This is a genomic window from Paenibacillus jiangxiensis, assembly GCF_046098255.1.
Taxonomy (GTDB): domain Bacteria; phylum Bacillota; class Bacilli; order Paenibacillales; family Paenibacillaceae; genus Paenibacillus; species Paenibacillus jiagnxiensis.
Genome location: NZ_JBJURI010000008.1, coordinates 124,061 through 147,911 on the forward strand (window position 1 = coordinate 124,061; position 23,851 = coordinate 147,911).

At 50.2% G+C, this 23,851-nt stretch carries 21 protein-coding genes and 2 pseudogenes; 20 read left to right on the plus strand and 3 right to left on the minus strand.

Annotation, left to right across the window (positions count from 1 at the left end; all coding sequences use genetic code 11):
- The first annotated feature begins 5 nt into the window (after positions 1-5).
- The 5 genes from ACI1P2_RS10360 to spoVM all read left to right on the plus strand — a co-directional run bounded on the left by ACI1P2_RS10360 (position 6) and on the right by spoVM (position 4,911).
- Entirely contained in the window at positions 6-782 is a 777-nt protein-coding gene (locus tag ACI1P2_RS10360) for a Stp1/IreP family PP2C-type Ser/Thr phosphatase (protein WP_355319390.1), read from the plus strand.
- Positions 779-2,935, plus strand: coding sequence for a Stk1 family PASTA domain-containing Ser/Thr kinase (pknB, locus tag ACI1P2_RS10365; RefSeq protein WP_355319392.1), 2,157 nt, complete (start codon positions 779-781; stop codon positions 2,933-2,935). Before ACI1P2_RS10360 ends, pknB begins: the two co-directional genes overlap by 4 nt.
- 68 nt (positions 2,936-3,003) lie before the next feature.
- The gene (gene rsgA / locus ACI1P2_RS10370) at positions 3,004-3,918 is read left to right on the plus strand and encodes a ribosome small subunit-dependent GTPase A (RefSeq protein WP_355319394.1); all 915 of its coding nucleotides are present in this window, start codon (positions 3,004-3,006) and stop codon (positions 3,916-3,918) included.
- Positions 3,919-3,920: 2 nt separating this feature from the next.
- The gene (rpe, locus tag ACI1P2_RS10375) at positions 3,921-4,586 is read left to right on the plus strand and encodes a ribulose-phosphate 3-epimerase (protein ID WP_355319396.1); all 666 of its coding nucleotides are present in this window, start codon (positions 3,921-3,923) and stop codon (positions 4,584-4,586) included.
- A 244-nt stretch (positions 4,587-4,830) separates the two neighbouring features.
- Entirely contained in the window at positions 4,831-4,911 is an 81-nt protein-coding gene (spoVM, locus tag ACI1P2_RS10380) for a stage V sporulation protein SpoVM (RefSeq protein WP_040711006.1), read from the plus strand.
- Positions 4,912-5,076: 165 nt separating this feature from the next.
- Here spoVM and rpmB read toward each other — a convergent pair whose 3' ends face one another.
- Entirely contained in the window at positions 5,077-5,265 is a 189-nt protein-coding gene (rpmB, locus tag ACI1P2_RS10385; RefSeq protein WP_355319400.1) for a 50S ribosomal protein L28, read from the minus strand.
- A gap of 446 nt (positions 5,266-5,711) precedes the next feature.
- On the opposite strand from rpmB, the gene ACI1P2_RS10390 reads away from it, so the two are divergent.
- From ACI1P2_RS10390 to ACI1P2_RS10425, 8 genes are all read left to right on the plus strand, one after another.
- Entirely contained in the window at positions 5,712-7,496 is a 1,785-nt protein-coding gene (locus ACI1P2_RS10390) for a DAK2 domain-containing protein (RefSeq protein WP_355319402.1), read from the plus strand.
- Between the two features lie 37 nt (positions 7,497-7,533).
- Complete coding sequence (locus ACI1P2_RS10395; RefSeq protein ID WP_355319404.1) at positions 7,534-8,400, plus strand: DegV family protein; 867 nt, start codon at positions 7,534-7,536, stop codon at positions 8,398-8,400.
- Positions 8,397-10,448, plus strand: a complete 2,052-nt coding sequence (gene recG / locus ACI1P2_RS10400) for an ATP-dependent DNA helicase RecG (RefSeq protein ID WP_355319406.1) — start codon at positions 8,397-8,399, stop codon at positions 10,446-10,448. The genes ACI1P2_RS10395 and recG overlap by 4 nt, the downstream gene beginning before the upstream one ends.
- Positions 10,449-10,511: 63 nt before the next feature.
- Entirely contained in the window at positions 10,512-10,799 is a 288-nt protein-coding gene (locus tag ACI1P2_RS10405) for a stage VI sporulation protein F (protein WP_355319408.1), read from the plus strand.
- Between the two features lie 131 nt (positions 10,800-10,930).
- Positions 10,931-11,830: a LysR family transcriptional regulator gene (locus tag ACI1P2_RS10410; RefSeq protein ID WP_355319410.1), complete on the plus strand. Its 900-nt coding sequence runs from the start codon at positions 10,931-10,933 to the stop codon at positions 11,828-11,830.
- Positions 11,831-12,111: 281 nt separating this feature from the next.
- Positions 12,112-13,338, plus strand: coding sequence for a M20 family metallopeptidase (locus ACI1P2_RS10415; RefSeq protein WP_355319412.1), 1,227 nt, complete (start codon positions 12,112-12,114; stop codon positions 13,336-13,338).
- Positions 13,331-14,746, plus strand: coding sequence for a YfcC family protein (locus ACI1P2_RS10420; protein WP_355319414.1), 1,416 nt, complete (start codon positions 13,331-13,333; stop codon positions 14,744-14,746). Before ACI1P2_RS10415 ends, ACI1P2_RS10420 begins: the two co-directional genes overlap by 8 nt.
- A 251-nt stretch (positions 14,747-14,997) precedes the next feature.
- Positions 14,998-15,954 (plus strand): SDR family NAD(P)-dependent oxidoreductase, encoded by a 957-nt coding sequence (locus ACI1P2_RS10425; protein WP_355319416.1) that lies wholly within the window; start codon positions 14,998-15,000, stop codon positions 15,952-15,954.
- A gap of 108 nt (positions 15,955-16,062) precedes the next feature.
- Here the strand turns inward: ACI1P2_RS10425 and ACI1P2_RS10430 are convergent.
- A pseudogene (locus ACI1P2_RS10430) lies at positions 16,063-16,766 on the minus strand (class I SAM-dependent methyltransferase).
- Between the two features lie 308 nt (positions 16,767-17,074).
- Here ACI1P2_RS10430 and ACI1P2_RS10435 point away from each other — a divergent pair.
- Positions 17,075-17,521: a MarR family winged helix-turn-helix transcriptional regulator gene (locus tag ACI1P2_RS10435; RefSeq protein WP_355319418.1), complete on the plus strand. Its 447-nt coding sequence runs from the start codon at positions 17,075-17,077 to the stop codon at positions 17,519-17,521.
- 179 nt (positions 17,522-17,700) lie between these two features.
- Complete coding sequence (locus ACI1P2_RS10440) at positions 17,701-18,723, plus strand: NADH:flavin oxidoreductase/NADH oxidase (RefSeq protein WP_355319420.1); 1,023 nt, start codon at positions 17,701-17,703, stop codon at positions 18,721-18,723.
- Positions 18,724-18,806: 83 nt separating this feature from the next.
- Here the strand turns inward: ACI1P2_RS10440 and ACI1P2_RS10445 are convergent.
- Positions 18,807-19,355, minus strand: a pseudogene (locus ACI1P2_RS10445) (aminotransferase class I/II-fold pyridoxal phosphate-dependent enzyme); the annotation flags it as partial.
- 84 nt (positions 19,356-19,439) lie between these two features.
- Here ACI1P2_RS10445 and azlC point away from each other — a divergent pair.
- From azlC to ACI1P2_RS10470, 5 genes are all read left to right on the plus strand, one after another.
- Entirely contained in the window at positions 19,440-20,159 is a 720-nt protein-coding gene (gene azlC, locus ACI1P2_RS10450) for an azaleucine resistance protein AzlC (protein ID WP_355319422.1), read from the plus strand.
- On the plus strand, positions 20,150-20,485 hold the full coding sequence (locus ACI1P2_RS10455) for a branched-chain amino acid transporter permease (protein ID WP_355319423.1): 336 nt from the start codon (positions 20,150-20,152) through the stop codon (positions 20,483-20,485). Before azlC ends, ACI1P2_RS10455 begins: the two co-directional genes overlap by 10 nt.
- Positions 20,486-20,584: 99 nt before the next feature.
- Entirely contained in the window at positions 20,585-21,421 is an 837-nt protein-coding gene (locus ACI1P2_RS10460; RefSeq protein WP_355319425.1) for an SPL family radical SAM protein, read from the plus strand.
- Positions 21,422-21,444: 23 nt separating this feature from the next.
- Positions 21,445-22,566, plus strand: coding sequence for a sugar diacid recognition domain-containing protein (locus ACI1P2_RS10465; RefSeq protein ID WP_355319427.1), 1,122 nt, complete (start codon positions 21,445-21,447; stop codon positions 22,564-22,566).
- A 120-nt stretch (positions 22,567-22,686) separates the two neighbouring features.
- A complete protein-coding gene (locus tag ACI1P2_RS10470; protein WP_355319429.1) occupies positions 22,687-23,820 on the plus strand; it encodes a glycerate kinase in 1,134 nt (377 codons plus the stop codon).
- Positions 23,821-23,851 lie beyond the last annotated feature (31 nt).

Genomic DNA, 23,851 nt, shown 5'->3' on the forward strand with positions numbered 1-23,851 from the left:
ATCATTTGATTAAAACAGTTCATGTCAGCCACGTCGGACGCGTGCGTTCGGTCAATGAAGATTCAGCCTGGATTCGTCATCTGGAGCAGGGATATATTCTGGGGATTGTCGCTGACGGTATGGGCGGCCACCTGGCGGGAGATACGGCAAGCCGTCTGGCAGTCGAGACGCTTGCCGCCGATCTGGCCACGCTGGAGACCGGATTGTCAGTGCACTCCTTGTCTGCGGCGCTCAGCGACGCTATTTTGCATGCCAACGAAGTCATTTATCAGACGGCGGACCGCAACGACCAGTACCACAATATGGGTACTACGGTTGTCGCTGTGCTGCTGAACGATACGAAAGGCGTCATCGGTCATATTGGCGACAGCCGGGCATATGTCATATCAGGGGGCACAACCACACAGATTACGGAAGATCATACGCTGGTGAACGAGCTGTACAAAAACGGCCAGATCAGCAGGGAAGAGGTCGGGACGCATCCGCGCAGAAATGTGCTCACGCGCGCGCTCGGCACCGATCAGGAAGTAGCTGTGGATTTGGACGCGGTTGAACTGAAAAAAGGCGATGTCCTGCTGCTCTGCAGCGACGGGCTCAGCAATCTGGTCAGCGAGGAGCAGATCAACACGGTGGTGGGCGCATCCGACCTGCCGCTTGAGGAGCGCGCGGACAGGCTGCTTCATCTTGCACTGCTGGCAGGAGGGGATGACAACATTACTGTCGCCCTGTTTGAGTTAACGCAGGAGGCTGCTACTGCGGAGGAAAAGGGGTATGAAGCATGATTGGACATCTGTTGGGCGGAAGGTATGACATTATCGAGCGCATAGGCGGGGGCGGCATGGCCCTCGTCTACAGGGCGCAGGATATTTTGCTGAACCGCAATGTCGCTGTCAAGGTGCTTCGTCAGCAGTTTGTCCATGATGAGGAATTTATCCGCCGTTTCCGGCGGGAGGCGCAGTCTGCAGCTTCATTGTCCCATCCGAATGTCGTCAGCATTTATGATGTGGGGCAGGAAGAGGACATCCATTATATTGTCATGGAGTATGTTGAAGGCAAAAATTTAAATGAAATTATTAAAGAACGGGCACCCTTGCAGGTGGAAGAGGCGGTACGCATCGCTTCTCAGATCTGTGACGCGCTTGAACACGCCCATCATAATCAGATCATTCACAGAGACATCAAGCCACACAATATATTGATCGGTCGCAACGGCCGGGTAAAGGTAACGGACTTCGGGATTGCGCGGGCCGTTACTTCCACCACGATTACGCAAACAGGCTCGGTAGTAGGCTCGGTTCATTATTTTTCGCCAGAGCATGCGAAGGGTGTTACGACAGGTGAAAAATCGGACTTATATTCATTAGGCATTGTACTCTATCAAATGCTGACGGCACAGCTTCCTTTTCTGGGAGAAAGCCCGATCAGCGTCGCCTTGAAGCATCTGCAGGAGGAGTTTGAGGAGCCGCGAAAAGTGAACCCTCTTATTCCGCAAAGTGTGGAGAATATCATTCTTAAATCCATGCGCAAAAATCCGCAGGAGCGCTATCAGTCAGCAGAAGAGATGATGGAGGATCTGGAGACCTGCCTGCTGCCCGATCGGCGGAATGAGCAGAAGATCGTGTTCGAGGATGAAGAGGACGAAGCTCAGACGCGGATTATCCCCGCTATCAAGCCTCTCCCCAATAACGGAATTTCCAGGGCGTCTGCGGACTGGCAGGATACACCTGAGATGAAGGAGGAAGCTCAGGCCCGTCCTGCCAGGAGAAACAACAAAAAACTGTACATCTGGGCAGGTGCTGTAGTAGCGCTGCTCGTTGCCATGTGGTTACTGGTGATGTACGTGAACAAGCTTATGGAGGTCCCCGAGGTTACCGTACCGAGTGTGATCAGTATGACGGTGGAGCAGGCGCGGGCGGAGCTGGCAAACGCTGGCCTGACGGTGAAAGAGCCGGTGCATGAACAGTACAAGGATGGAGTAAATCCGGGGATTGTATTCAATCAGGACCAGCCGGAAGGCACGGTATTGAAAAAGGGCGCACAGATAGAACTCACGGTTGGAGCGGAGAAACCTTTGGTCAAAATGCCGGATCTTACGGACGGCAAGACATATGATCAAGCGGTGGCGGCCCTGGTGGCAGCGGGTGTGACCGAGGACCGGATCACCAAGGCCGATGATCAGTACAGCGATAAGCCAGTCGGTACGGTCATCGATCAATCGCCGGCGGCAAATACGGATTATAATCCGGATGAGGTTCAGGTTAAGCTTACCGTGAGCAAAGGGCCGGAAAACGTTGAGATGCCTAACCTGAAGGGCCATACCCAGGCCGAGGCGGAAAAAATGATCTCTGATGCGGGGCTCAAGCTGGAAGAGGTCATTGAAGAGAGCAGCTTTACCGTCGAGAAAGGCAAGGTTATCAGCCAGTGGCCTGGTGAGGAGGGAACTCCAGTGGATCCGGGATCTAAAGTAAAGATTACCGTAAGCACCGGCCAACCGCCTGAAGCGATCAGCTACTCCTATCAGCTGCCTGTCGTACCGGCGGAGGAAGGCAAAAACAGCGAAATCCGCATTACCTATAGCGATGCGCGCGGGGATGAAATGGAGTGGGGAAAGCGGACGATCAACACAACTCAGGTTCTGTCCATTGATCTGGTGCTTGCCCCGAACAAGAATGGTGTTGTTTCCGTCTACAGGGACGGACAATTCTTCGATACGTACCTTATCCCTTATATTGATGCCAAAAACGGCACAGTACAGCAGCCTCAGGTTGCTCCGCCGGCCTCTGCCGAAATGGATTCCTCTGAGGGGGACGGTACGGAAGGCAGTACTTCCGAGGGGGACGGAAACAATGGCGTGGAGGATCCTGCACAGAACGACAGCGGCCAGAGCGGTGAAGGTGAAGGACAGGGTCAACCGGATAATGAAGGAAATGGATAAAATAACGGAAACGGACGCGGGAATGGTCATGATTGATTCCCTGAATGATGAAGGAGGACAGCTTATTTATGCCCGAAGGACTGATTGTCAAAGCGCTCAGCGGCTACTATTATGTCGCCCGGCTGGATGAAGAGGGCAAGCCCCTATCCGGCGAGCAGGCTGTGCAGTGCAGGGCACGCGGTATTTTCAAGAAAAGAGGCGAATCGCCGCTCGTAGGCGACCGTGTGAAGTTCGCCCTCACCGAGAACGGTGAGGGCACCGTGGATGAAATTATGAAAAGGGAATCCGAGCTTGTGCGTCCGCCGGTAGCGAATGTTTCACTGGCTGTGCTGCTGTTCTCGGTCAAAGAGCCGGATCTGAACCTCACGCTGATGGATAAATTTCTGGTTCATATTGAACATGCCGGGCTGGACACGGTCATATGCCTGACCAAAAGGGACCTGCTGGCGGGGGAAGAACCGGATGCTTCTCTTGAACAGGTTCGCCGCCTGTATGAGAAAGCGGGCTACGAAGTGCTGATCACAAGCTCAAAGACGGGTTTGGGAACAGAGCGGGTAAAGGAACTGCTGACCGGCCGCATCAGTGTATTCTCCGGACAGTCGGGGGTCGGCAAGTCCTCCATGCTGAATGCCCTGAAACCGGGCCTTGCACTGGAGACAAGCGCCATCAGTTCCAAGCTCGGGCGCGGCCGGCATACGACGAGGCATGTCGAACTGATCCCGCTTGATAACGGCGGCCTGGTTGCCGATACGCCAGGCTTCAGCCAGCTTGATTTTCTGGAGCTGGGTGTGGAGGAGTTGTCTTCTTGCTTCCGGGAATTTGTCTCGTACGCGGCTGGATGCAAATTCCGCGGCTGCACCCATATTCACGAGCCCGGATGTAAAGTGACAGAAGCTGTGGAGGCGGGGGAAATCGCCCGCAGCAGGTATGAGAACTATGTGCAATTTTTTGAGGAAATGAAAGAAAAGAAGCGGAGGTACTAACGATGATCAAAATAGCACCATCCATTCTGTCCGCGGATTTCGCCAAGCTGGGCAGCGAAGTGGCCGAGGCGGAAGCCGGGGGCGGGGACTGGATTCATGTGGATGTCATGGACGGGCATTTTGTCCCCAACATTACCCTCGGTCCGCCCATTGTGTCTGCCATTCGTCCGCATACAAAGCTTCCGCTGGATGTTCATTTGATGATTGAACAGCCTGAACGGTATATTGCGAATTTTGCCAAGGCAGGAGCGAATGTCATTACAGTTCACGCCGAAGCGTGTGTGCATCTTCATCGCGTCGTTCACATGATTAAAGAGCAGGGCATCATGGCTGGTGTTGCTCTGAATCCCGGCACGCCTGCTTATGCAGTCAAGGAAGTGCTCTCCGACATCGACATGGCGCTTGTTATGACGGTAAACCCCGGCTTTGGGGGACAATCCTTTATTCCAGGGACCCTGTCCAAAATCAGACAAATCCGCTCGTGGCTGAATGAATTGGGCCGTCCGGAAGTACATATTGAAGTGGACGGCGGCATAGCCGAAGAGACAGCCGCAGCGGTCGTGGAAGCGGGCGCGGATGTGCTGGTTGCCGGCAGCGCCGTATATAGCCGTCCTGACCGCGCAGCCGCGATTGCCGCCATCCGCAAGAGCGCGGATCAGCGGGCATGAAGTGAAGGAATCGCTGTGGATGGCGCTCGCAGCCTGGGAACAGGCTGTGCATCGCAGATCCCTTCCTGTTGAACGGCTTTACCGCGTGCGTGTTGATCTGCTGGAATAGGCACGGCGCGCTATGCATAAACATGGTTACATGAGCAGTATTCTCATGTAACCCTTTTTTTTGTCGGGCACAACGTTAAAACAGGTGCATAGTCTATAGAGAACGGACGCATGAGGATTATGGGGAGGGTGAAGCATGAAGTTTTACACAATCAAGCTGCCGAAATTTCTGGGAGGCTTCGTAAAAGCGATTTTGAATACATTTCAGAAAAGCTAGGAAGCATCCGGTCAGGTGTAGGCTGACCGGCATGTTTCCCGTGCCGATTGCTGAGGGGGTAACCGGGAACGGAAAACGCGGGAGCATGCCGGGGGCTGAACTGAAGAAAACTCAACAAAAAAAGCACCCGTTGTTTAAACGAGGTGCCTTTTGTTTATTGTACGATTATACGCGGGTCACTTTGCCGGATTTCAGGGCACGAGTGCTGACATAAACACGTTTTGGTTTACCGTTAACGAGGATGCGAACTTTTTGTACATTGACACCCCAAGAACGGCGGTTACGGTTGTTAGCGTGAGATACGTGGTTACCGCTGCCAGGCGCTTTACCTGTTACATAACATTTGCGAGACATAGATTCCACCTCCTATCTGGAAATCACCTTGCCAACAGGCTAAGGTCAAAACAATCATCTGAACAAAACAATACTTAAATATCATATCACAGCCCAAAAAGCGGCGTCAACTGATCCAAAAACTTTATTTATTTCTATTGTTCATTATAGTACAATATCATTAGTTCATTATGCGTTTTTCCGCTGAATGCGGTCCGGCTCCTTTGAAAATACGCCGATAAACGTTTATATTTTATATTAATCATTGGAACATTAACTGATAAGCATACGTATTCATTTAGAAGCAGCAGGTTGTGCTCTAATCGTGTAAAATTGAGTATACCGGCCTGGGCCAGGCATGACCCGGGCTTTCGATGCTGACTTTATCATCTTGCGCCGTCTTTTGCGGAGTTTAAGATTACTGCGGCTTATGGACATGCTTATAAAGCGAGGAAGGGGAATTCTCATTGAGTAAACGTTCTTTGAATGGAACAGATTTTACCGCAATGGTGTTGGCCGGAGCGGAACAATTGCAGCAGCATGCGGAACACGTCAATTCCCTGAATGTATTCCCGGTGCCGGACGGCGATACGGGAACGAATATGAATTTGACGATGAGTGCTGGCGTAGCCGAGATCAAGAAGGGGGACTTCGCTTCCATTGGCGTTATGTCCGGCATTCTTTCCAAAGGGCTGTTAATGGGAGCCCGGGGCAATTCCGGGGTCATCCTGTCGCAGTTGTTTCGCGGCTTTAGCCGTTACGCTGCCCCATACGAGGAATTAAATACCCTTCAGTTTGCGTCGGCTCTGCAGAGCGGCGTGGATGCAGCATATAAGGCGGTCGTTAAGCCGGTTGAGGGCACGATACTGACAGTGGCCAAGGAAGCGGCCAAACATGCCGTTTATTATGCCCGCCGCGCCAATGATATGACTGAGCTTATGGAAGAAGTGCTGGGCAAAGCGAAGGAAGCACTTGCCATGACCCAGGAGATGCTGCCTGTGTTAAAGCAGGTCGGTGTTGTTGACTCCGGCGGTCAGGGACTTGTTTATATTTATGAAGGCTTTGTGCAGTATCTGCGCAGCGGAATATCTTATCCTGCAGTGCAGACGAAGCCGCCAGAACAGAAGCCTGCCGCGTATACTCCCGGCGGAACAGTGGTTCCTGCAGCCGTTATGGTTGCTCCTGACGGGCCGATGTCGGCTCAGGCGAAGCTGGAGACCGAAAACATCGAGTTTTTATACGATATGGAGTTTTTTATTAATCGCCAATTAGGCGAATCCGCCCATCCTGACTTTCATGAGGAAGAATTCCGGAAAGCGTTGTCAGCTAACGGGGATTCGGTCATTGTCATTGCGGACGACGATGTCATCAAAGTGCATGTGCATTCCAAGGCACCCGGCGAGGTGCTGAATTTGGCTCTGCAGCACGGTGAGATTACACAAATCCGCATTTTGAATATGCGCGAGCAGCATCGCGAGTTGCTGTCGGCAGGCAGGGACGTCGCTCCGGAGCCGGAATGGTTTGCGGACATCCCGGCAGAGCCGGCGCGGGAGGAAGAGCCTTCCGAGCCACCGGCGCATGAGCTGGCGCCTTTTGGGTTTATCGCCGTGTCGTCAGGTCAGGGCATTACGGATATCTTCTCAAGCCTGGGCGTGGACGTTGTGCTGTCCGGGGGGCAGACGATGAATCCGAGCACGGAGGATTTTGTCAATGCGGCCCAGGTGATTGCAGCCCAGCATATTTTTATTCTTCCGAACAACTCGAACATCGTCCTGGCTGCCGAGCAGGCCCGCGAACTGCTGGAGGGAGAACGGCTGGTCACGGTCATTCCGAGCAAGACGATTCCGCAGGGAATCGCGGCCGCTTTTGCCTTCCAGGAGGAAGAAACGGCCGAGATGAACCGTGAAAACATGCTGGACGCCGTCAGCCGTGTCAAATCAGGCCAGATTACCAACGCCGTACGGGATTCGGTCATCGATGATATCCAGATTAAAGAAGGTCATTATATCGGTATCCACAATTCGAAGATTGTGGCCTCCGAAGAGGAGTTGCTGCCGACCTGCCGCGAGCTGCTCTCCCAGATGATTGTCAGCGGCGACGAAGTCGTCATGATTTTGACCGGGGCTGACAGCAGTGAGGCGGAGACGGAGGCTCTCGTCGCCTGGCTGGGGCAGGAATACCCGGATACGGAAGTTGAAGTGCATGAAGGCGGACAGCCTATCTATTCTTACCTCTTCTCCGTTGAGAGTTAAGGTCATCATTTACAAGGCCGGGAGAGGAGAGTAAAACATGCGCAGAGCATTTATAGTGACTGACAGTACGGCGGATATACCGAAAGAGCTCGCCGATGAGCTTCACATCCGGATCGTGCCTCTGACGGTGATGTTTGGTGAAGAGGCATATCTGGACGGGATTGAAATGCCCGCCGAGCGTTTTTATCCGGAGCTGGTGAGGTCGAAGGAGCTTCCGACCACATCGCAGCCCTCCCCGGCTGAATTTGCCCATGCCTACGAGACGATTCTCAAAGCACAGCCTGAGGCCGAGATTGTATCCATACACCTGTCCTCCGGTGTAAGCGGAACGTATCAATCGGCTGTCATCGGCCGCTCCATGCTGGATAATGAACAGCCAGTTACGGTATATGACTCGAAGTCCGCTTCTTACGGATACGGCTATTTGGTAGTGCATGCCGCTCGAATGGCGGCGGCAGGTCGGGAAGCGGCGGAGATCATACGCTCACTGGAGCAGCTTGGCCCCCAGCGTCAGCTGTATTTTCTCGTCGACACGCTGGAATATTTGCAAAAGGGGGGACGAATCGGCAAAGCGGCGGCGGCCATCGGGACGCTGCTGAATATCAAGCCGATTTTGTCCATAGATCAGGATGGGACTATCTATTCTGTAGAAAAGGCAAGAGGCCACAAAAAAGCGATGAACCGTATTGTCGAAATGCTGGAGCAAAAGGTTAAAGGCCAAAGGATCCATGTGGTGCTGGGGCATACGGCCGACCCTTCCACGGTGGTGGGCTTAACGGAGATGCTGCGCAGCCGTTTCGATGTCGCCGATGTGCTGTATACGGAAATCGGGTCCGTGATCGGCACCCATGTTGGCCCCGGTACGATCGCTGTCTTTGTGTGGCCTGCCGGGGATGAGGGATGAATATGAAGCTGGATCATATTGCTTTAAAACAAATCAATGGCGTGAGCGCCCTCAAGGAAGGGGAGCTTCACGCCTTTGGCATCTCTAATGTCAGAGAGCTGCTGGAATATTACCCGTTCCGTTATGAGGATTACAGGCTCCGTTCCTTAACGGAGGTCAAGGATGGGGACAAGATCACCGTTCAGGCGAAGATTATGGGCATTCCTGTACTGCAGCGTTACGGCAAAAAATCGCGTCTGACCTGCAAGCTTATGGCGGATGATTGGATGTTCACCGCTACCTGGTTTAACCGGCATTTTCTGAGGGATCAGCTTACCGCCGGCAGGGAAATTATCGTATCAGGCAAATGGGACGGCAAGCGCATGCAGCTAACAGCCTCCGATACCGAGTTTCCGGATAAAGGGACGACGCGTTCGGGAACCTTGCAGCCAGTCTATTCCGTCGGGGGTAAAATTACACAGAGCTGGATGCGCAAAACGATCAACCAGGCCCTGCAGCAGTTTGGCGAGATGATTCCCGAGCTGCTTCCGCAGCAGCTGATCCGCAAATACAGTCTGATTGCCCGCAAGCAGGCAATCGCCGCCATTCACCAGCCCCAGGATAACCGGGAAGGGCTGGAGGCTCGGCGCAGGATGGTGTTTGAGGAGCTGTTCCTGTTCCAGCTCAAGATGCAGGCGTTTCGCGCGCTGAACCGGAGCAAAATGAATGGGGTCGTGCATACGGCAGACAACGCCACCATCCGCGAGCTTGTGCGCAGCTTGCCGTTTGAGCTGACGGATGCCCAGAAGAAGGTTGAGCTTGAAATTCTTCATGATATGCGCTCTCCCTACTGTATGAACAGGTTATTGCAGGGAGACGTCGGATCGGGCAAAACCGTCATTGCAGCCATTGCGCTGTTCGCTACGGTCCGCTCCGGATTTCAGGGAGCGCTCATGGTGCCGACGGAAATTTTGGCAGAGCAGCATACCCGCTCTCTGCAGAGGCTGTTTGAGCCGTTCGAAATTACGGTTGCGCTGCTGACCGGGAGCGTGACCGGCCGGAAGCGGAAGGATCTGCTGGCCTCCCTGCAAATGGGACTGATCGATATCATCGTAGGCACGCATGCGCTTATCCAGGAGGACGTCTATTTCCGGCAGCTCGGACTGGTCGTAACCGACGAGCAGCACCGCTTCGGCGTCAACCAGCGCAGTGTACTGCGCCGTAAAGGATATAATCCGGACGTGCTGACCATGACGGCGACCCCCATTCCGCGGACGCTGGCCATTACGGCTTTTGGGGATATGGACGTATCGACGATTTCGGAACGTCCCAAAGGGCGGATCCCGATCTCCACATACTGGGTGAAGCATGACAAGATGGACAGGGTGCTTGGCTTTATTTCACGTGAAGTCAACCATGGGAGACAAGCCTATCTGATCTGTCCGTTGATCGAGGAATCGGACAAGCTTGATGTACAGAACGCCATCGATCTTCACATTCAGATGCAGCAGGCATTTCCCGATTTCAAGGTAGGTCTGCTGCATGGCCGCATGACCGCGGCGGAGAAGGAAGAGGTCATGCGTTCATTCTACGCGAATGAGGTACAACTGCTCGTTTCGACGACGGTTGTGGAAGTTGGGGTCGATGTGCCCAACGCGACGCTGATGGTCATCATGGACGCCGACCGGTTCGGGCTGTCCCAGCTGCATCAGTTGCGAGGTCGTGTCGGACGCGGGGAGCATGCTTCGTACTGCGTGCTGATCGCCGATCCGAAGTCGGAGGTCGGTCAGGAACGGATGAAGGCCATGACCGAAACGGATGACGGATTTGAAGTCGCGCGCCGGGATTTGGAATTGCGCGGTCCCGGCGACTTCTTCGGCACGAAGCAGAGCGGGCTGCCGGAGTTCCGCCTGGCCGATATGGTAGCGGATTTCGAGGTGCTGGAGCAGGCGCGCGAGGACGCGGTCAGCCTCATTCAGGATTCGTCCTTTTGGACCTCTCCCGCGTATGAAGTGCTGCGTGATTATTTGCAGCAGGAACAAATTTTTCAGGGAGATTTGATCGACTAGGCACATTGGACCGGCTCTCGTCATATATTATAGACGGATGCTTTTGACGGGAGGCTGGTACAAGTGGGCTATCAACAGTACGGAATCAGTCCGCAGCTGGTGGAGCGGGTAAAGCTTAAGATGAAGAACCCTGCCGCCAAGGAGCGGGTCAAGAAACTGATCGAAGGCGTTACGAAGGCGGATCTGCAAAACAAGGCGGTCGTGCAGCGGCTGGTGAAATCATCGGCTGCCGTTCTCCATGAAAAGCTGTCGCCTGCGCAGGAGGAGCAGCTGGTGGCGTTTGTTATCGGCCAGCGCATCGATCCGAAAAATACGCTTCACCTGATCAAGCTGTGGGGCATGTTCAGGTAAGAAAAACAGGGCGTTTCCCGGCTTTCAGGCTGAGGAGCGCCCTATTTTGTATTTTTCAGGTTCAGGAGTGGTTGGGTCCATTCACCTGTTCGTGTTATGATAAAACCTAAACAATTTGTAGGAGCGCAGCAATGGATGAGAAAGATTGCCTGATGTTGAGTTATATTGAGGAAGAGAGCAGCCTGGCCCGTGCGGCAGAACGGCTTTATATTACACAGCCAGCCCTCACATACCGTCTTAACCAGCTTGAAAAATCGTTCGGCGTTCCCGTGATCGTCCGGGGGGCCAAAGGGGGGCGGCTGACCCCCGAGGGAGAGCGGCTGGCGGAATACGCGAAGCGTCATCTTGCAGAGCTTGCTGCATTAAGGGAGGCTGTGGTTCATCTGCGTAATGAAGTGAGAGGGACGCTGCGTCTGGGGATTTCCAGCTATTTTGGTCTGTACAAACTGCCTCCGATTCTGAAGACGTTTAAGGACAGCTATCCTGATGTGCAATTTTCCGTTACCTGCGGGCTGAGCTCGGAAATTTACACCATGCTGCAGAATGACGAGGTTCATGTAGGTGTGCTCCGCAACGAGTATCCCTGGACTGAAGGCAAGGATATATTGCAGCAGGAAAGCATCTGTGTGATCTCCACCGTACCGGTAGAGCTGGACAAGCTGCCGTCGCTCCCCATGATCCGTTATAAGGCACCCAAGACGGCAGGCACTCTGTATTCCTCGTCATTCAGCGAGGCCGTGCAGGCTTGGTGGAGCGAGAAGCAGGACAGACCTCCCCTCATTTCGATGGAAGTGGACAGCTATGAAACCTGCAAGGAAATGGTCAGACATGGGCTGGGATATTCAATCGTGCCGCGCATATTTGTTTCTCCTGCCGATCAGCTGTATACAATGGATTTAGTGATGGCTAACGGAGAGCCGATTATCCGCACAACCTGGATGCTGTATAAAAACAAGTCGATACAGCTCGCGGTGGTCAGCCGCTTTGTGGAATGGATGAAGCAGGCGATGGCGCGCCCGGGCGGAATTTAACAAAGTAAAGCTTAGGTAAAAAAGACGGTTTTTCCATCAAACATGGAAAGACCGTCTTTTTTGTTTCCCGCCGTGATTTCCTTACTTAAATAAAATTTAAGAAAATCGATAAAAAACATTAAATTTACTTATTGCAACATTCTCTTTACAATACATCTATCGAATATTTATTCAAACAAACGAATTAACTTACATATGTGTGTCATGGTTCCCAGTGCATACTGATAAAGCTTTAAGCTTTGGGCATACATTTTTATTCATTTTGGAAGGTGGAAACAGCTTTGAACAAAACTTCAACTTTGAATTACAGCGGGGAAGATGCCGGAAAGAAAGCACTCATTCAGGCGGTGGACAAGCATGATCCTGAGCTGCGCATCCTTGCAAAGCAAATCCATAGTCATCCGGAGCTCAGCTTCCATGAGCATCAAGCGCAGCAGTGGCTTACCGAACGGCTCGCTGCCGGAGGTTTTGCAGTGGAAAAGGGGATTGCCGGATTGGAAACCTCCTTTCGGGCCGTATGGGAAGGCGCAGCGGAGGGGCCAACGGTGGCGCTGCTGGCTGAATATGATGCCCTGCCGGCGATCGGCCATGCTTGCGGTCATAATCTGATTTGCACGGCGGCTGTGGGAGCGGCGCTGGCCCTGAAGGATGGGCTGCCTGAGCTGCCAGGGCGGCTTATTGTGCTCGGCACCCCGGCGGAGGAGGAAGGCGGCGGCAAAATTATCATGTGCGAGCATGGTGTTTTTGATGATGTTGATGCCGTCATGATGGTGCATCCGCAGAACAAAACGATGGTGCTGCGCGGAGCCTTGGCCTGTGTGGATGTCACTTTTACGTTCCATGGAAAACAGGCGCATGCTTCTTCAGCGCCGGAGAAAGGGATCAGCGCCCTGGATGCCATGATCAACGCTTTTGTCGCTATCAATTCCGTTCGCCAGTTCGTGACGAGCGACGTCCGGATTCACGGCATCATTACCAAGGGAGGCGATGCTCCCAACGTTGTGCCTGAGCTGTGCGAGGCGGTATTTATTTTGCGTGCGGAGACGGTGGTCGGCCTGGCTGCCGTGCAGAAGAAGGTGTACCGGGCCGTTCAAGCCGCTGCGGAAGGGCTCGGCGCAACCGTGGATATTAAGGAAGGGCTTGTTTACGCGGAACGGAATACGAACCGTCAGCTGGCTGAGCTGTTCAGAACAAATTTGGAGGACATGGGGCTGGAAGTACATGACCCGCCTGTGCAGGGCGGTATCGGTTCCTCGGATATCGGCAATGTCAGCCAGGTGACTGCAGCGATTCATCCCTATATCCGCCTTGGCGATGCGACCACACATACTCCGGAGTTTGCCGCGCTTGCCGGCTCGGAGGAAGGCATGATCGAAATGAACGCCGCCGCCAAAGCGCTCGCGTTGACAGCTTATGATCTGTATACGAATCCGGAGGTTTTACAGGCCGTCCGGGCGGAGTTTGAACAGTGGAAAAAACAGAGAGACGAGGGGTTACAGCATGAGTAGTACTGCAGCACAGAACGGAAAAAAGAAATGGCTGAAGATGCCGCATACGTTTGTCATTCTTATCATTCTTACCTTGATTGCGGGCATCCTGACCTACGCTGTGCCTGCCGGGGAATTTAAGCGGGTGGAGGACGAGGCCAGCGGGCGTACCCTGCTCGTACCCGGCTCTTACAGTGCTGTCGACCCTAATCCGGTTACATTGTGGGATATTCCGAAATCCATTGTCGGCGGGCTGGTGGATTCAGCGGATATCGTTTTTTTCATCCTGATTATTGGCGGAGCCTTCCACATCATCAACTCCACGGGCACCATTGAAGCGATTACCGGAAGGGTGGCGCGGGCATTCGCGGATAAAGGGCTGTGGGTCATTCCCGTGTTTATTACGCTGTTTTCGGTGGGCGGATTTACGATGGGCATGTCGACGGAGGTGATGGTATTCGTACCGATCGGCATTGCGATCGCGCGGGCGCTGAAGTTCGATGCCTTGACCGGAACGGCGATGATCTCACTCGGCGCTTCCTGCGGTTTTACGGCGGGCCTGCTGAATCCGTTTAATGTCGGGCTGGCACAGGCCATTGCCCAAATTCCTGTTTTCTCCGGCTTATGGTTGCGGGCGATCATTCTCGTTGTTCTGATTGCGGTGACCAGTCTGTATCTCATGCGGTATGCGGCGAAAGTGAAGAAAAACCCGGAACAAAGCCTGATCTATGATCTGGAAAAAGGCGCTGAGGAAAAGGAGGTTGATTTCTCCAACCTGCCTCCGATGCAGCTGAAGCATTATTTGACGATCCTGACGATTGCTGCCGGTTTTGCGCTGCTGATCTGGGGCGTATCGACACAGGACTGGTGGATGGAGGAACTGGCTGCCCTGTTTCTGTCCATGGGTGTTGTGGCCGGATTCTGCGCAGGCTATGGTCCAAGCCGGATCGCCTCCGAATTTGTCAAAGGTGCAAGCACCATCACCTATGGCGCGCTGATCATCGGGCTTGCCCGTTCCATCGTTGTTGTGCTGGATCATGGCAATGTTATTGATTCGATTGTATACGGCCTATCCATGCTGGTGGGTGAGCTGCCGGCTTCCGTTCAAGTGCTGGGCATGTATGTATTCCAGAACATTATGAACGTTTTTATCACCTCCGGCTCGGGAATGGCTGCGACCACGATGCCGATTATGGTGCCGCTATCCGATCTGCTCGGTATTACGCGACAGACGACCGTACTGGCCTTCCAGCTTGGCGACGGATTCTCCAATATGATTCTCCCGACCTCCTCGGCGCTGATGGGCAGCCTGGCCGTATCCGGGATTCCTTATCAGAAGTGGGTCCGTTTCTTCTGGCCGCTGTTGGCGATCTGGTTTGTATTGGGCGCGGTGTTTGTCGTCATTGCACAGGCTATAGGATATCATTAAGCTGAAAAAAAGGGACGCCTCTTGCAGCCAATGGCTGAGGGCGTCCCTTAGTGTTTATGGCTGCCTCTTTGCAATCTTGCGGCGATGCAATGCAACATTTTCATAGCGCTGGGACTGCCTGGATTTCTAAAGCAAGATGCCAAGCAAAAAAATTTCGATTTTAGTTATTGACTGATCACTATACATTACAGTATGATGAATTCGAGTTAGTGATTGATTAATCACAAATTAAAAAGAGAGGTTGATAAATAATGAAAAAGGCAATCGTTGTAGGTGCAACAGGCGGAACAGGAGCCGTAATTACAGCCGAGCTGGCAAAGAGGGGAATACCTGTCATCGCATTTGGTCGTTCCCGGCAAAAGCTGGAGGAACTCGCAGCTCAGTTGGGGAATCCGGCAAACCTGTCATTCGCTGTGGGCAATGCCTTTCGGCCGGACGATGTTGCAGCCGCGGCAAAAGATGCGGATGTTTTATTCCATTGCGCCAATGTTCCTTACCATGAAATGGAGAGCAAGCTGATTCCGCTGGGCGAGTCCATCATGGAAGCCGCCAACCGGCTGGGTGTTAAGGTTGTTGCAATTGACGGCATTTATCCCTATGGTAGAAGACAGATGGATAAAGTGACCGAGGATCATCCCAAGCAGCCTCACACAAGGAAAGGCAAAACTCGTCTTGCCTTTGAACAGATGATTTTCAACAAACGCTGGAACAATGTGAAAGCCATGATTGTTCGTTTGCCGGATTACTACGGCCCAACAGCGAATCAGGCGTCTTATCTGGGCGGTACACTCGAAGCCATCGCTGCGGGCAAAATGGCCCTTTTCATCGGCAACATGACGGTTCCCCGTGAATATGTGTATCTGCCGGATGCGGCAATTATGGTTGTAGAGCTTGCAGGACATGATCATGCATACGGGCAGAACTGGAACATTCCCGGCTCGGATATTATTTCAGGACATGAGATTGTGCGCATTGCCCGGCAGGCAAGCGGAACGAAGAAGCCTGTGATCCCGCTCGGCAGAACAGGACTATCGCTGCTAGGATCGTTTGTTCCGGTGATGAAGGAGATCGTCGAAATGCTTTACTTAACGGAGGAGCCTTTGCGCTTGAGCGGAGAGAAATATAAACGTTATATTGGGAAAGTTCCCGCTACCAGCCACGCGGACGGGATTGCGGCCACCATTCGTGAACTGCAGAAGAGAAAGTAAGGATTTTGTAAATGTTAGTAATTGATCAATCAATTTATAAATCAAGAAGATATGAAAAAAGAGGACGTCTCTTGGAGCCGAAATGGCTTGGGGCGTCCTATATTATCATTATTTTTTAAACAAAGCGGTAAGCAATGCCGAATCGCCAAACGTCTCGGCTGAAGGCCCCATATCTCGCATCTCCCTAATCTCCATGATCTGAAATTCGCTGAAAATCTCTTTTAATTTTTCCTCCGTGAATCCTAAACCGCCTTTGAGGCTCATCAGTCTGTAAACTTCCCAGTCTGACATATCCGCACCCCCAAGCTTGCCGCCTGCTTTAAAACAAGTCATGGCAAAGAAACCATCCGGTTTGAGCGCTTTGTTCAATAGATTTAAATACGTCATTCTCCGGTGCGGGGCAATATAGTGGAAGCAGCCTGAATCGTAAACAATGTCATAAGCTCCTTCTTCCAATTCGAGCTCAAAAATGTTCTGATTTATAAAATGAACGGATACGTTCTTTTCCTCTGCACGCTGCTTTGCCCAGGTAATGGCCTCCTGTGATAAATCCACAGCATGCACCATACAGCCCTGTTCGGCAAAATATATGGCATTGCGGCCTGGCCACAGCCCAAGTCCAGCACTTTACCAGGTTTGAAATAACCCTTCTCAAAATACTCGACTGCATTTTCATCCGGCTTGTTTACAAAGAAAGGAACTCCCATCTCCCGGTTGGAGTAAAAGCTGTCCCAATTGAAACGTGATTTTTCTTTCAACAAGACATCCAGCATGTTTAAGATATCATCATAGTTCCTGATCGATTCTCTCATACACCGCCTCTTTCCCTTTTTGAAAATTATACCATATACCCGGGCAATCCTGTTTGGCTGTCTTTTTGCAGGTCCCTCCCTATATGGATTGACAGTCGCATTTACGCGGCAATGAAGCTGCTCTCAGTGGCCGGTGAAGCAGACGGTTAATCTGGCTTGGCCAACTTAGCGAGGGAAGAGGCATATAACGCTGCGCTGCCAATGAAAGGACTTGAATGCAACTGGTCCTGCAATGCGTTATAATTATATTCAAAAAAAAGATCCCAAAGGATCTAATGTGATCGCTATAAAACAGACAGGTGGAGCAAATGCAAACAAACGCCAATAACAACATGCTTTTAGATAACTGGTTAACTCTTACCAACTTACAAGAGAGAATTAACAACAAACTGGATAGCGCTTTGCAAGAACAATGCAGTTTATCCTTAAAAGAATTTTACGTGCTCTATTTCCTTTCTCAGACAAGCGAAAAAAAGCTGCGGCTGCAGCAACTGCAAGAAATGGTCGGTTTAAGCCAGAGTGCCATTTCAAGGCTAGTCGCTAGAATGGAGGCCAAAAACTGCGGAGCCTTGGAAAGGTATGTTTGTGAAGACGACCGTAGAGGGGTGTACACTCGCATGACGGAATATGGTGAAGAGAAGTTAAGAAAAGCTATGGCTACCTATAATGAAATTTTGCAAGGGGCTTTTCTCAACGATGGCCTTCGCCGTGAGCTAAAATTATTGATCGAAAAATTTGAGTTAGAGAAATCTTAGAAATTATCTAAGTGAGTAAACGATAATTTGCTGAAAATTTTGACCAAGGCCCGGAAAATTTCTCCGGGCTATTTTTTCATACCCAAAAGCTGCGAACCATTAAGTTGACAGCTACAGATCGTCATGTTAAATTATATGCATGCGCATGCATATAAAATTATAAAAGGAGTTTATTTTTTATGATGGATTTGTTTAGCCCTTACAAAATAAAAGGATTGGAACTGAAAAACAGAATTATGATGCCGCCGATGTGTCAGTATTCGGTTGATAAAAAAGACGGAATTGCGACGGAATGGCATTACGTGCATTATATAAGCCGGGCTATCGGCGGAGCCGGATTGATTATGGTCGAAATGACAGATGTGGAACCTGACGGTCGGATAACGGATTATGACCTGGGGTTATGGTCTGATGATCAGATTCCAGCTTTAAAAAGAATCGTGGACGCCTGCCACAGCTACGGTGCAAAGGTAGGTATTCAAATTGCCCACGCAGGGCGTAAGGCTGAAGATGCTGAAGTGCCTGTTGCTCCATCTGCAATTCCTTTTGATGAGAATTCCAAAATGCCAAGAGCTCTCTCTACATCTGAAGTTAAAGAAATGGTGGAGAAATTCCGGAACGCGGTAAGACGTGCGATCAAAGCGGGTTTTGATACCATTGAAATTCATGGTGCTCATGGTTATTTAATTCACCAGTTTCATTCTCCGCTTACCAATAAGAGAGACGATGAGTATGGACAAGATCTAACTAGATTCGGTAAGGAGATCATCCAGGCAGCCAAAGCTGAAATGCCTGAAAATATGCCACTAATGATGCGGATATCAGCCAAGGAATATGTCGAAGGCGGTTATGGACTGAAAGAAAGTGCTGTATTTGCAAAAGAATATAAGATGGCGGGAGTAGACATCTTTGATATATCCTCTGGTGGAGAGGGGGCTATTGGATCATCGGGAAGACCTGGCACACACGCTGCATACCAAGTGCCGCTGGCAAAGGGAATTAAGATGGCATTAGACGTTCCGGTAATTGCCGTCGGTAGGATCGACGATCCAATACTGGCTAATGCTGTCATTGGCAATGAAGAAGCCGATCTTGTAGCGATAGGAAGAGGTATGCTGAGAAATCCTTACTGGGCGCTGGAAGCAGCGGCTATGCTAAGAAAAGATATAGCTGTCCCTAAACAGTATGAGACTGGTTTTTAAGCAAATGAGTCAGAAGGCGGCCTGATATGGCTGCCTTTTTCACAAGCTTTCCTTCAAAATCTCCAATCCCCTTTGTAACTCCATGCGTCGGCAAACACCATATAGGCCACCCGCAGGCCGGAGCAGATGGATTTGGAGGTGCTGCAAATATAAACGGTTTGATCCGGGAGAAGCTGATACATAGGCTGACCATAATCATCTATAATGCCGGCTGACAGAAAGGCATGAACATCATCTTCAATCAAAATCAAATGATGCTTTCGTATGACAGCAGCCAATTCTTTTTTGCGGTAATCCGGAATCATCACTGTAGTAGGATTGCTGCAAGAAGGCATCAAAAATACGCCATGCACACCCCATTGCAGGCACTGCTGTTCAAGCTCATGAGGCAACATGCCATGCTCGTCACCGGGAATGGGGACTAATTTAATGCGCAGCGATTTCGAAATCTCTATAAAATTTGCATACGTGTACTTATCGAAATTAAAGAGCTGCTCCAGATAGCTTTTCTCCATCACTTTCTTAGCAGCCTCGGGGACAATGCTGTTGGTTTGCTCAAAAGATTCGGCAAAGCCCAAATCAATACATTCCTTCGAAATTCGATCTTTGGAAATGGTGATGGAACGTGCCGCATACAATTCTAGCATTGATTGTATGGATTTGCACTGTTAAAATGACGTGGACAAGTTAACGTTTTAAGGAGATGCAAGTCATTCATGATGAACAAACACGAGCTTCAATTGGCATTTCGAACAGCTTTTCCCGCTACGCTCCCCATTTTGGCAGGCTTTTTATTTTTGGGCATTGCCTACGGTATTTTGATGAATGTATCCGGTTTTGGTGTCGGGTACGCCTTTTTTATGAGCCTGCTTATTTTTGCCGGTTCCATGGAATTTGTTGCGGTCAATTTGCTGCTGGGTGCTTTTAATCCGTTAGGGGCATTGCTCCTTGCTTTAATGGTAAACGCGCGTCATTTGTTCTATGGAATATCCATGCTGGAAAAGTACAAAGGGACTGGGCTTAAAAAGATATATCTGATTTTTGGCATGTGCGACGAATCCTTCTCCATCAATTACACAGCCAATATCCCGCAAGGGGTGAACAAGGGCTGGTATATGTTCTTCGTGACCCTGCTAAACCACATCTATTGGGTGATCGGGGCGACCCTTGGCGGGCTGTTCGGGTCGCTGGTGCGGATCAATATGGAAGGGCTTGAGTTTGTGATGACTGCTCTGTTTGTTGTTATTTTTGTTGAGCAGTGGATGAAAGAGACAGCACATCACAGCGCATTAATGGGGCTGGGAATAGCGGTTGTGTGTCTTTTTATGTTTGGCAGCGGCAGCTTTATTATCCCTTCCATGATCATTATACTTATCGCGCTTACTTTGATGAGGAAGCAGCTTGAGAAGAAAACAGGTGAAAGTGCATGTCAATGACGTTATTCGAACAAATGATCACGATTGCAATGGTCGTTTTGGGAACGATGCTGACCAGATTTCTTCCATTTCTTATTTTTCCCCCGGGCCGGCCCACTCCGCGTTATGTGCAGTATCTCGGTCAGGTGCTGCCTTCAGCGGCGCTGGGTTTGCTGGTTGTATATAGTATCAAAGATGCCCAATTTTTATCCGGCAATCACGGCTTACCCGAATTCATTTCAATTGCCATAGTTGTGTTTCTCCATATATGGAAGAAAAATATGTTTTTATCCATTGCAAGCGGCACTATCGCTTATATGTTTTTAGTTCAATATGTATTTAGTTGATCCATTAGGAAAAGAACAATTTGCTTCCATAGTGAGAATGCTATAAAATTTCTGCAAATGCAGGTTAAACGGTGAACCTTCATATGAAGGGTGATGTATATGCAAATCGAAGCAACTGAGATTCTTGCCAAAAAAATTCTTACAGAAGCAAAGGGTTACCTGGATGTTGGATTTACACACTCTCTTAATCCGTACAGTGGCTGCGCATTTTCTTGCAAATATTGTTACGTGCGGGAAATGCCCATTCAGCGGTTCAAGGAGATTCCCTGGGGGGAATGGTTGGATATCAAAGTCAACGCGGCCGATAATTATCGGAAGGAAATAGGGAAGCTGCGCAAACAAAATAAGGCTGTTCATATATTTATGTCTTCGGCAACAGACCCCTATCAGCCAATTGAACGGAAAACGGAAATTACACGCGCCATCCTGCAAGAAATGCTGAACTACCCGCCGGATATGCTGCAAATTCAGACAAGAAGTCCGCTGATTACACGAGATCTGGACCTGCTGACCCAACTGAAAAGCAAATGCAGGCTGCTCGTATCTATGACCGTCGAAACGGATCGTGAAGATGTAAAACGTATTTTCGCCCCTTATGCGCCTGGAATCCGCTTGCGGATCAAAGCCCTGCGAGAGCTCCATGAACAAGGCATCACTACCCAGGCGTCGCTTTCCCCTGTACTGCCATTTACGCCGGAATTTCCGAAAGCACTAAAGGGTGCGGCCGATCACATATGGATCGACACGCTGAATATTGGCGATGGAGCCATGGGGAAACGTTCGAAGAGATTAGGGATGCCGCAATTATTTGCGGAGCAGGATTTTCAAGACTGGTACCGGGAGGATATCCACATCAGGGTCGCCAAATATTTCAAAAAATACTTTGCAGACGAGATGGTGCGGATTTCTAAAGATGAGGCTTTTTTAGCGGACTGAGTTCTTTGGAAAAGAGGAATGATATGAGATTTCTAAATCAATCCCTGGCTCAGGAAATCGTGAACCGAACCATGAAAATTATAAACCGAAATATTAATGTCATGAATGAGAAAGGGGTCATTATCGGTTCTGGGGATCAAAAAAGGATTCATTCTAATCATGAAGGAGCAGTAAGAGTAATTGAGACCCGATCTGGTTTTGAAATTAATGAATTCGAAGCGGCAAAGCTTCAGGGGGTTAAAGCCGGAATTAATTTACCGATTAACTTCCATGATGAAGTCGTGGGGGTTATTGGGATTACAGGGGAGCCTGAGGAGATCCGGAATTACGGAGAATTGGTCAAAATGGCGGCAGAAATGATTCTTCAGCAAGCGGTTCTCATGGAGGAAATGCAGTGGGATGAACGTTTGAAAGAAGAATTGACCAGCCAGCTGCTGCACGGAGCGGATAATTTAAATTCATTGTATTTTGAAAGGGTGAAGCGGCTCGGAATTAACTTAGAAGTGCCACGGGTTGCTATCATCCTAACGGTTGAAAGCCAATCGGGTGGCTATAAATGGATTCACGATAAAATGGAAAAAGACGATTTGTATGTGATGCATCCTGATCATATCGTTGTATTAAAAAAAGCGGTTCTGTCGGCAACGGAATGGGATTGTTCAAGAACTTTACACCAAATGCAAAAATGGGCTGCTGAATTGGAAAAATATCAACGGTTGCCATGTAAAATTGCCATCGGCAGCTATCATCCATCTGTCGAAGGACTCTCCAAGTCTTACAGGGAGGCAGTCTATACTTTGAAAGTGGGGAAGAAGCTCGATCCTCATAAAACTGTGTTTTGTTTTGAGGAATATAAACTGCCTGTTTTCCTGGCCCGCGCCAATCAGCTTGGAATGGGTGAGGAGATCGGTCCATACTTCCAACAATTAAAACAGCATGATAAAAAAGGGGAATTATTGGACACATTGGCGGTATACGTGGAGGAGAATGGAGATGTCAATAAAGTGGCTGAAAGACTCTTTATTCACCGCAATACGCTTCGCTACCGGCTAGATCGGATTGCTAAATTGACAAACAAGGACCCCCGTAAAGTTAAGGATCTACTTGAGCTTTATCTTTCTATTTTGCAGCATCAAATTCAATAGTTTTGTGCAAATACACAAAAAAGGCTTGGTCGCTCCAAGTCTTTTTTTGGTGTACTGAACAATGTATTACGTGAGGGGAACGCTTACAATGGATATAGAACAACCAAGGAGAGGGAAAAGATGAAGATTGTCATTGCACCAGACTCATTTAAAGAAAGCTTATCGGCGTTAGAGGTGGCTGAGGCTATCGAAAAAGGCTTCAAACGGGTCATGCCCGGTGCTGAATATGTCAAAGTGCCCATGGCCGACGGAGGAGAAGGCACGGTCCAGTCTCTAGTGGACGCAACCGGTGGTGAAATGATTTCGAAGACCGTAACGGGGCCGCTGGGTGAGCCGGTAGCTGCTTTCTTTGGAATACTTGGTAACAAAACAACGGCCGTCATTGAGATGGCTGCCGCCTCAGGTCTACATCTGGTGCCAGCTGAGAAACGAAATCCGCTCGTGACAACGACCAGAGGGACTGGTGAATTAATTGCTGCCGCGCTTGACTACGGTGTCAACCATATCATTATCGGTATAGGCGGGAGCGCAACAAATGACGGCGGTGCAGGAATGGCTAAAGCTCTTGGAGCACTTCTGCTGGATGAGCATGGAAAGGAAATCGGAGAAGGAGGCGGGGCTTTACACAATTTAGCCTCCATCAATCTCTCTGGAATAGACCCGCGTCTGGCAAATATTAAAATCGAGGTAGCATGTGATGTGGATAATCCGCTTACCGGGGAAAAGGGTGCATCCGCGATCTTTGGACCACAAAAAGGAGCTACGCCGGAAATGGTATTACACTTGGATCACAATCTTGGCCATTTCGCAGCGATTATTGAACAGGATCTAGGAAAAACAATAAATGATGTACCCGGCGCCGGTGCTGCAGGCGGCCTTGGGGGAGGATTGCTGGCCTTTTTGCCTTCGGAATTAAAGCGCGGCGTTGAGATTGTGATAGAAGCAACCGGTCTGTCTCAGATCGTAGCGGACGCAGATTTGGTGATCACTGGAGAAGGCAGGATTGACGGACAAACCATCTTTGGCAAGACTCCGGTGGGTGTTGCTAAAACTGCTAAAAAATATGGAGTCCCTGTTATAGCAATTGCCGGAAATGTATCGAAGGACAGTCATGTTGTTTATCAACATGGAATTGATGCCATATTCAGTATTGTCCCCGGGGTGACCACGTTGGAAGATGCCTTTAAGCATGCGGGGGATTATGTAGAGAGTACTGCTTCAAATATAGCTGCTGTTTGGAAAATGGTAAATTAAAAAATGAACACGCCAAGCTTATCAACATTCT

What these genes read in the sequence shown, in the direction of transcription:
- ACI1P2_RS10435 (WP_355319418.1), top strand. Translation starts at nt 17,075, where the DNA reads ATGCAAACAAACGCCAATAACAACATGCTTTTAGATAACTGGTTAACT.
- ACI1P2_RS10470 (WP_355319429.1), top strand. Translation starts at nt 22,687, where the DNA reads ATGAAGATTGTCATTGCACCAGACTCATTTAAAGAAAGCTTATCGGCG.
- ACI1P2_RS10410 (WP_355319410.1), top strand. Translation starts at nt 10,931, where the DNA reads ATGGATGAGAAAGATTGCCTGATGTTGAGTTATATTGAGGAAGAGAGC.
- pknB (WP_355319392.1), top strand. Translation starts at nt 779, where the DNA reads ATGATTGGACATCTGTTGGGCGGAAGGTATGACATTATCGAGCGCATA.
- ACI1P2_RS10465 (WP_355319427.1), top strand. Translation starts at nt 21,445, where the DNA reads ATGAGATTTCTAAATCAATCCCTGGCTCAGGAAATCGTGAACCGAACC.
- ACI1P2_RS10425 (WP_355319416.1), top strand. Translation starts at nt 14,998, where the DNA reads ATGAAAAAGGCAATCGTTGTAGGTGCAACAGGCGGAACAGGAGCCGTA.
- ACI1P2_RS10440 (WP_355319420.1), top strand. Translation starts at nt 17,701, where the DNA reads ATGATGGATTTGTTTAGCCCTTACAAAATAAAAGGATTGGAACTGAAA.
- ACI1P2_RS10420 (WP_355319414.1), top strand. Translation starts at nt 13,331, where the DNA reads ATGAGTAGTACTGCAGCACAGAACGGAAAAAAGAAATGGCTGAAGATG.
- spoVM (WP_040711006.1), top strand. Translation starts at nt 4,831, where the DNA reads ATGAAGTTTTACACAATCAAGCTGCCGAAATTTCTGGGAGGCTTCGTA.
- ACI1P2_RS10395 (WP_355319404.1), top strand. Translation starts at nt 7,534, where the DNA reads ATGCGCAGAGCATTTATAGTGACTGACAGTACGGCGGATATACCGAAA.
- azlC (WP_355319422.1), top strand. Translation starts at nt 19,440, where the DNA reads ATGATGAACAAACACGAGCTTCAATTGGCATTTCGAACAGCTTTTCCC.
- rsgA (WP_355319394.1), top strand. Translation starts at nt 3,004, where the DNA reads ATGCCCGAAGGACTGATTGTCAAAGCGCTCAGCGGCTACTATTATGTC.
- rpe (WP_355319396.1), top strand. Translation starts at nt 3,921, where the DNA reads ATGATCAAAATAGCACCATCCATTCTGTCCGCGGATTTCGCCAAGCTG.
- recG (WP_355319406.1), top strand. Translation starts at nt 8,397, where the DNA reads ATGAATATGAAGCTGGATCATATTGCTTTAAAACAAATCAATGGCGTG.
- rpmB (WP_355319400.1), bottom strand. Translation starts at nt 5,265, where the DNA reads ATGTCTCGCAAATGTTATGTAACAGGTAAAGCGCCTGGCAGCGGTAAC.
- ACI1P2_RS10460 (WP_355319425.1), top strand. Translation starts at nt 20,585, where the DNA reads ATGCAAATCGAAGCAACTGAGATTCTTGCCAAAAAAATTCTTACAGAA.
- ACI1P2_RS10455 (WP_355319423.1), top strand. Translation starts at nt 20,150, where the DNA reads ATGTCAATGACGTTATTCGAACAAATGATCACGATTGCAATGGTCGTT.